This is a genomic window from Micromonospora sp. MH33 (genome assembly GCF_003013775.1).
GTDB classification, from domain to species: domain Bacteria; phylum Actinomycetota; class Actinomycetes; order Mycobacteriales; family Micromonosporaceae; genus Micromonospora; species Micromonospora fulviviridis.
On sequence record NZ_MUYZ01000344.1, the window covers coordinates 1 to 6,750 of the forward strand.

7 protein-coding genes and 1 pseudogene are annotated in these 6,750 nt (G+C 74.6%); 3 read left to right on the plus strand and 5 right to left on the minus strand.

What is annotated here, in order from left to right; translation table 11 throughout:
• Positions 1-622: A/G-specific adenine glycosylase (locus B0E53_RS31635; protein WP_246835697.1), on the minus strand; the 622-nt coding region annotated here is incomplete at its 3' end.
• A gap of 95 nt (positions 623-717) precedes the next feature.
• Here B0E53_RS31635 and B0E53_RS31640 point away from each other — a divergent pair.
• From B0E53_RS31640 to B0E53_RS31650, 3 genes are all read left to right on the plus strand, one after another.
• On the plus strand, positions 718-1,230 hold the full coding sequence (locus tag B0E53_RS31640; RefSeq protein ID WP_107079331.1) for an ACT domain-containing protein: 513 nt from the start codon (positions 718-720) through the stop codon (positions 1,228-1,230).
• Positions 1,227-1,790: a peptide deformylase gene (locus B0E53_RS31645; RefSeq protein WP_107079332.1), complete on the plus strand. Its 564-nt coding sequence runs from the start codon at positions 1,227-1,229 to the stop codon at positions 1,788-1,790. The genes B0E53_RS31640 and B0E53_RS31645 overlap by 4 nt, the downstream gene beginning before the upstream one ends.
• Before the next feature lie 130 nt (positions 1,791-1,920).
• On the plus strand, positions 1,921-2,673 hold the full coding sequence (locus B0E53_RS31650; protein ID WP_107079333.1) for a hypothetical protein: 753 nt from the start codon (positions 1,921-1,923) through the stop codon (positions 2,671-2,673).
• Positions 2,674-2,679: 6 nt separating this feature from the next.
• On the opposite strand, the gene disA is transcribed toward B0E53_RS31650, so the two are convergent.
• The 4 genes and pseudogenes from disA to B0E53_RS31670 form a co-directional block, all read right to left on the minus strand.
• Positions 2,680-3,864: a DNA integrity scanning diadenylate cyclase DisA gene (disA, locus tag B0E53_RS31655; protein WP_107079336.1), complete on the minus strand. Its 1,185-nt coding sequence runs from the start codon at positions 3,862-3,864 to the stop codon at positions 2,680-2,682.
• A 142-nt stretch (positions 3,865-4,006) separates the two neighbouring features.
• Positions 4,007-5,455 (minus strand): DNA repair protein RadA, encoded by a 1,449-nt coding sequence (gene radA, locus B0E53_RS31660; protein WP_107079334.1) that lies wholly within the window; start codon positions 5,453-5,455, stop codon positions 4,007-4,009.
• Between the two features lie 106 nt (positions 5,456-5,561).
• Positions 5,562-6,377 carry a hypothetical protein gene (locus B0E53_RS31665; RefSeq protein ID WP_107079335.1) on the minus strand — a complete coding sequence of 272 codons (816 nt, stop codon included), beginning with the start codon at positions 6,375-6,377 and terminating at the stop codon, positions 5,562-5,564.
• Between the two features lie 141 nt (positions 6,378-6,518).
• Positions 6,519-6,750 (minus strand): annotated as a pseudogene (locus B0E53_RS31670) (hypothetical protein); the annotation flags it as partial.

Genomic DNA, 6,750 nt, shown 5'->3' on the forward strand with positions numbered 1-6,750 from the left:
AGCGGGGTCCGCGCCTCGTCGATGAGGATCGAGTCGACCTCGTCGACCACCGCGAAGAAGTGGCCGCGCTGGACCAGGCGCAGACCGACTCGACCGGGCACACCGTGCAGCGCGGGGCGCGGGCGGTGCAGACCACCGCCCCGAGTTCCATGAACGCCGCGCTGGCCAGCGCCGCCGCGGCCGGCTCGACCGGCAGCAGCTCCTCGGTGGCCACCACCGGGTGCCGCTGCCCGTACGCGAACGCCGCGACCGCCCGCGCCGTGTACGTGCCGACGCCGGGCAGCGCCAGCAGTTGGTCGAGCCGCTCCGGAACCTCGCCGCCGTGCCGTTCCACGATGGCCACCGCGCAGTCGCGCAGGCGTACGGCGCGGCGGGGATAGCCGAGGCGGCCCCACATCCGGATCGCCTCGGCCGGGCTGTCCTCGGCCAGCGCGGCCGGGGTCGGCCAGCGGGTCAGCCACGCCTCCCAGGCGGGCAGCACCCGGACCACCGGCGTCTGCTGGAGCATGACCTCGCTGACCAGGATCGCCCAGGCGCCGATACCCGGCTCGCGCCACGGCAGGTCGCGGGCGTTGTGCTCGTACCACCGGCTGACCAGGGTGGCGAAGGTGGGCTCAGACATGGCGCCGCCGATGATGCCACGGGCGGCTTTCCCGCAGGTTGGGCGGGCGGGCGGGCCGTCGCGGCGGACCCGCGGTGACCGGGCAGAATGTCCGGATGAACGAGCTCGCGATCACCGTCATCGGCCGGGACCGGCCGGGCATCGTGGCCGACGTCGCCGAGGTCCTCGCGCGGCTCGGGGCGAACCTCACCGACTCGACGATGACCCGGTTGCGGGGACACTTCGCGATGACCCTGATCTGCGTGGGCCCGGCCGCCGCCGACGTCGAGGCCGCGCTGGCCCCGCTCGCCGCCGAGGGTCAACTGCTGGCCACCGTACGCGCGGTCACCCCCGACGGGCAGGCCGCGCCCGCCGGCGAGCCGTACGTGATGGCGGTGCACGGCGCCGACCGGATGGGCATCGTGGCGGCGATGACCCGGGTGCTGACCGACGCGGGCGGCAACGTGACCGATCTGAGCACCCGGCTGACCGGTTCGCTCTACGTGGTGGTCGCCGAGGTCGAGTTGCCCCCGGGCAGCGCCGACGAGGTGGCCGGCCGGCTCGCCCGTACCGCTGCGGAGCTGGGCGTGGGGGTCAGCCTCCGCCCGGCGGACACGGACCTGCTGTGACGGCGGAGGAGTACGCCGGCCTGGGCGGCTGGACCCCGGAGAAGCTCGGCTTCGCCGGCGAGGTACGCCAGGTGGTGGCCGCGCCCGATCCGGTGCTCAGCCGGCCCGGGCCGGCGGTCGACCCGACCTCGGCCGAGGTGGTCCGGCTCGCCGCCGACCTGGTCGCCACCATGCGGGTGTCGCCGGGCTGCGTGGGCCTGGCCGCGCCGCAGGTCGGGGTGAGCGCCCAGGTGTTCGCGGTGGACGTGACCGGACATCCGAAGGCGGTCACCGTGCACGGCACCTTCGTGCTCTGCAACGCCACCGTGGTGGAGGCGAGCCGCTGGAAGGCCGGGCGGGAGGGCTGCATGTCGGTGCCTGACCTGACCGGCGACGTGAAGCGGGCCAGCCGCCTGGTGGTCGATGGCGTGCTGCCGGGCAGCGGTGACGCGGTGCGGCTGGTCACCGACGGGTTCGAGGCACGGGCGCTCCAGCACGAGATCGACCACTGCGCCGGCCTGCTCTTCCTCGACCGGGTGGCCGGGGCGCACGCCGTCTACCAGCGCAAGGTCTACCTCTGACCGGCGGTGGTCCGGTGGCGTCCGTCGGTGCGGTGAGCCGTCCACTGTGGAGGGGTGGTGAAGCCGGACGACGGGTCACCGGCGCGTCGCACCAGCGGGCCGGGCGTCGCGCCGCTACGGTGAACGCATCATGCGTCTGACGGTCGGCCCTCTGCCTCCCACCGTGTACTGGCGGCGTCGAGCCGTCGTACTCGGCGCCGTTCTGCTCTTTCTGATCGTCCTGGTCTATTCCTGCTCCGAACCCAATCGGAACACCGGTGGGTCCGCCGGCGGTGTGTCGCCGAGCAACACGGCGGCCCCGGGGCCGACCGGCTCGCTGCTGACCCCGCGGTCCACCAGCCCCTCGCCCACCCCGGGCGACTCGGGTGGCGGCAGCGGGACGGGCGACGGCAGTGGGACGAACAACGGTGGTGGCACGGGGACGAACAACGGCGGCGGCACCGGCACGAACGACGGTGGCGCGCCGGCCGCCCCGGTGGCCGACGACGGCACCTGCGCCGACTCGGAGATCCGGGTGACCCCGGTGGCGCTGCCGGCCACCGCCCAGCGGGGCACGGTGGTCACCCTGCGCCTCAAAATCAAGAACATCTCGGAGCGCACCTGCAGCCGGGACGTGGGGGCCGACCTCCAGGAGCTCTACGTGAAGGCCGGCGCGGAGAAGATCTGGTCCTCGGACACCTGCGGCACCGGCAAGGGCTCGGACGTGCAGTCGTTCACACCGAACTTCGAGCGCTCCTACGAGCTGGGCTGGAACGGGCGCGACGTGAGCCGCTGCGCCAACGGCCTGGCCAATGGCCCGTACGCCCCGATCGGCACGTACCAGGTCTTCGCCCGGGTGGGCACCAAGCTCAGCGAGCCGGTGAAGCTGACCATCACCGGCTGACGCCGGTCAGACGTAGCGCTCCAGGATGGACGCCTCGGCGAGCCGGGACAGCCCCTCCCGGACGCCCCGGGCGCGGGCGTCGCCCACCCCCTCGACGGCCTGGAGGTCCTCCACGGTCGCGCCGAGCAGCCGCTGGAGGCTGCCGAAGTGCACCACCAGCCGGTCGACCACGGCCGCGGGGAGCCGGGGCACCTTGGCCAGCAGGCGGAAGCCGCGCGGGCTCACCGCGGCGTCGAGCGCGTCGGAGGCGGACGGGTAGCCGATCGCCTTGGCCACCGCGACCAGGTCGATCAGCTCGGTGGCGCTGAGCAGGTCGAGTTCGACCAGGGCCTCGTCGAGGGTGCGCGACTTCCGGCCGACCGGCAGGTAGTCCCGGATGACCAGGGTGCGGTCGGCGTCCACGCCGGCCATCAGCTCGTCGAGCTGGAGGGCGAGGAGCCGGCCGTCGGTGCCCAGTTCGACCACGTAGCCGGCGATCTCGTCGGCGATGCGGCGGACCATCTCCAGCCGCTGCACCACGGCCACCGCGTCGCGGACGGTGACCAGGTCCTCGATCTCCAGGGCGGAGAGGGTGCCGGAGACCTCGTCCAGCCGGAGCTTGTAGCGCTCAAGGGTGGCCAGCGCCTGGTTGGCGCGGGAGAGGATCGCCGCCGAGTCGTCCAGCACGTGCCGCTGGCCGTTGACGTAGAGGCTGATGATCCGCATGGACTGGCTGACCGAGATCACCGGGTAGCCGGTCTGCCGGGCCACCCGCTCCGCGGTGCGGTGCCGGGTGCCGGACTCCTCGGTGGGGATCGACGGGTCGGGCATCAGGTGCACGGCGGCCCGGACGATCCGGGTGCCGTCGCTGGAGAGCACCACGGCCCCGTCCATCTTGCACAGCTCGCGGACCCGGGTCGCGGAGAACTCGACGTCGAGCGGGAAGCCGCCGGTGCAGATCTGCTCGACGACCTTGTCGTAGCCGAGCACGATCAGCGCGCCGGTGCGGCCGCGCAGGATCCGCTCCAGGCCGTCGCGGAGCGCGGTGCCCGGCGCCATGAGGGCGAGGTTGGCCCGCAGCGGGTCACCGCTGGCCCCGCCGACGTTTCCGGTGACGCTCACGCTGATGGCACGGGCGGGGGAGCCCACGGCCCCGGTGCGGGCGTGCGGCGTCGTCGCGGCGGGCTTGGTGGCATCGCGGTCGATCGGCACGGGCACAGTCTACGGACTGCCGTGCGGTGGGTGCTCTCGTGGTTACTGTGATGTGTCACGATGTCCGGCTCCCCCGGTCGCCGACCCGCTGCGCCGGCTGTCCGAAATCGCCCGGCCGGTCCCACCGTACGCCTACGGACCGTCACTCGGCCGACGCGCGCGCCGCAGCCTGGAGGGCCGCCCGGACGTCGGTGACCTCCATCACCCGCATGTTCTCCGGGGCCACCCCGCTGCTGCCGGGGCCGCAGCCGGGCGGAACGAGCGCCAGCCGGAAGCCGAGCCGGGCCGCCTCGGCGAGCCGGCGGGGCACCGCCCCGACCCGGCGTACCTCGCCGGTGAGCCCGACCTCGCCGATGGCCACCAGGTGCGGGTTGAGGGCCAGGTTGAGCCCGCCCGAGGCGACCGCCAGCGCCACGGCCAGGTCGGCCGCCGGCTCGACCACCCGGATGCCGCCCACCGTGGCGGCGAAGACCTCGCGGTCGTGCAGGGTGAGCCGCTCGGTGCGGCGCTGGAGCACCGCGAGCACCATGGCCAGCCGGGCGCTGTCCAGCCCGGAGACCGTGCGCCGGGGGGAGCCGGCGACCGTGGCGCCGATCAGCGCCTGCACCTCGGTGACCAGGGCACGCCGCCCCTCCATGGCCACCGTCACGCAGGTGCCCGGCACCGGCTCCGAGTAGCGGGTCAGGAAGAGGCCGGACGGGTCGGCCAGGCTGCTGATGCCGCCCTCGTGCATCTCGAAGCAGCCCACCTCGTCGGCCGCGCCGAACCGGTTCTTCACCCCGCGGACCATGCGCAGCGAGGAGTGCTTGTCGCCTTCGAAGTGCAGCACCACGTCGACCAGGTGCTCCAGCACCCGGGGGCCGGCGACCTGGCCGTCCTTGGTGACGTGCCCGACCAGCACCGTGGCGATGCCGCGTTCCTTGGCGACCGCGACCAGGGCCGCGGTGACCGCCCGGACCTGGGTCACCCCGCCCGGCACGCCCTCGGTGCCCGGGGTGGAGATGGTCTGCACCGAGTCGAGCACCAGCAGCCCCGGCTTGACCGCGTCGAGGTGCCCGAGCACCGCCGACAGGTCGCTCTCGGCGGCCAGGTAGAGCTGCTCGTGCAGGGCGCCCATCCGCTCGGCGCGCAGCCGCACCTGGCTGACCGACTCCTCGCCGCTGACCACCAGCGACGGGCTGCCCGCGTTGGCCGCCCACTGCTGGGCCACGTCGAGCAGCAGGGTGGACTTGCCGACCCCGGGCTCGCCGGCGAGCAGCACCACCGCGCCGGGGACGAGGCCGCCGCCGAGCACCCGGTCGAGCTCGCTGACCCCGGTGGCACGGGCCCGGGCGGGCGCGGCGCTGATGGTGGCGATCGGGCGGGCCGGCTCGGCCGGCATCCGGGAGCTGACCACCCGGCCGGACACCAACGGGCCGGTCACCGTGCACTCGACCACGGAGCCCCACTCGCCGCACTCCGGGCAGCGCCCCACCCACTTGGGGGGCTGGTGGCCGCAGGCGTCGCACTCGTAGGCCGGGCGCGGCTCCTTGGCGGTGGTGCGGGCGCGGCCGGCGGTGGCGCGGGGCGAGGTCGATCGGGGCGTGCTCACCCCAGGACGCTAACCGGACGGTACGACGAAAGCCCACCCGGAAACGGCGACACCGCCGGGCGTGGCGCTGGCCACACCGGCGGTGTCGTCGGAGCTGGGTCGGGCGTCAGCTGTGGTTGCCGCCCTCGGTGCCGCCCTCGATGAGGCCGCCCGGGTGACCGGCGCCGCCCTCCTCCTCGCGGGGCTGCACCACCGGCGAGGGCGGTGCGGCCGGGGTCAGCGGGACGCCGACCGCCGCGCCGGTCTTGATGACCTTGCCGCCGCCGAAGTCGAAGGTCAGGTTGACCGGCTGACCGACGCGCAGGCTCTGGTTCAGGCCGACGAGCTGGAGGAACCGCGGGCTGCTGCCGGTCAGCTGGACGTAGCTGAGGGCCGGGATCTCGATCCGGGCCGGCTGGCCGGCCGGCACCGACTCGCTGGCCGACGGCGACGGGTTCGCCGAGGCGGACCCGCTGGCCGAGGCCGAGCCGCTCGCCGACGGGGACTCGCTGGTGCCGACCGACTGGCTGGGCGAGGCGCTCGGGTCGGTCGCGGTGGGCGACGCGGAGGCCGGCTCGGTCGGCGAGCCGGTCGGGGTGGCCGCCTCGCTGCCCGCCCCGGCGCCGCCGAGCACGATCTCCCGGGCGCCGTCGGTGGTGACGGTCACGATCACCGGCTGCTGGCTGTCGTTGTAGATGACCACGTTCAGCCGCGCGTTGGCGCCGGACTGGTAACCCTCCGGGCCGGGGAACTCCACGTAGAGGCCGCGCACCTTGTAGAGGTTGTCGGGGGTCTGGACGTTGACGCCCTGCACCGACGGGATCTTGTTGGCGGTCTCGGCCACCTGGCCGGCGCCACACCCGGACAGCAGCAGACTCGTCGCCGCCGCCGTGCCGGCCAGCAACAGGGCCGCCCGCCCGGAACCCCTGATCGAGCGCGTCACGTCGGTCCTCCTCGTCACGATCCCCACCCGGCCGGACGCCGGACACGGGGTGGCCATACCCGCGCAGACCGCGCTCCAGGGTAGTTGGAGCTGATCGAGGCCCGCACGCCGACCCGGTAATGCCACCTTCGTGGGGAACCGTCAGACCACCCGGCCGCTCGCCACCAGCAGCACCACATCGATGAGCGCCACCACCAGCACCGCCCGGAAGGCGGCCACCTGCCGGCCGCCGGCCCCGGTCGCGGTGCGTCCGGCGTACCAACCGAGGGCCGGCACGCCGACGGCGGCGGCCACCGCCGACAGCCCGGCCCAGGACGGCGGCCCGGGCGGCCCCAGGACCAGCGCGACGGTGGCCGCGAGGAGCAGCCCGGCG

Coding starts and splice junctions, on each gene's coding strand:
- B0E53_RS31640 (WP_107079331.1), top strand. CDS start 718: ATGAACGAGCTCGCGATCACCGTCATCGGCCGGGACCGGCCGGGCATC.
- B0E53_RS31650 (WP_107079333.1), top strand. CDS start 1,921: ATGCGTCTGACGGTCGGCCCTCTGCCTCCCACCGTGTACTGGCGGCGT.